General features: G+C 57.8%; 1 protein-coding gene. It reads left to right on the forward strand.

Annotated features, from left to right (window positions below; all coding sequences use genetic code 11):
- Window positions 1-490: DUF4892 domain-containing protein (locus Q4563_RS15910; protein WP_303605161.1), on the forward strand; the 490-nt coding region annotated here is incomplete at both ends.

The following is a 490-nucleotide window of genomic DNA, read 5'->3' on the forward strand; positions in this document are numbered from 1 at the left end:
GTATGTGCCGGTTTGTTCTGGCCATGCTGATGGTCTTGTGTGTCGTCCCGCTACACGCTGCTGAGGAGAACCGCTTTGGCCAGTTGCTGGCACCGGTGGGGGCGCGGGTTCTGACAGACCGGACGTCATCGATCGATCACTTCCGGCTGGTGTTGTCGGCGCAAAAACGGACGGTGACCAAGACCGTCGCTGATCGTGAGTTAAGGGTGTCTGGTTCGTTACGGCGGATGGCCTGGGAATCCAGTGAAAAACGGGATCTGGATGAGTTGCTGCAACCGCTGCGTAATGAACTGGCCCGGGGCATGTCGGCTCGGGTGTTGTATCAGTGTCAGGATCTCGATTGTGGCAGCAGCCATTTCTGGGCCAATGAAATATTCAGCAATGGCCGACTGGTGGGCAGAGACAATCAGCAACGTTATATGGCGGTCTATTTGCCGCCAGCCAGTGCCGATGCGCCCTCAACCCTGTTGCTGGTATACGCCACCCAGGG

It is taken from the genome of Gilvimarinus sp. 1_MG-2023 (assembly GCF_030548285.1).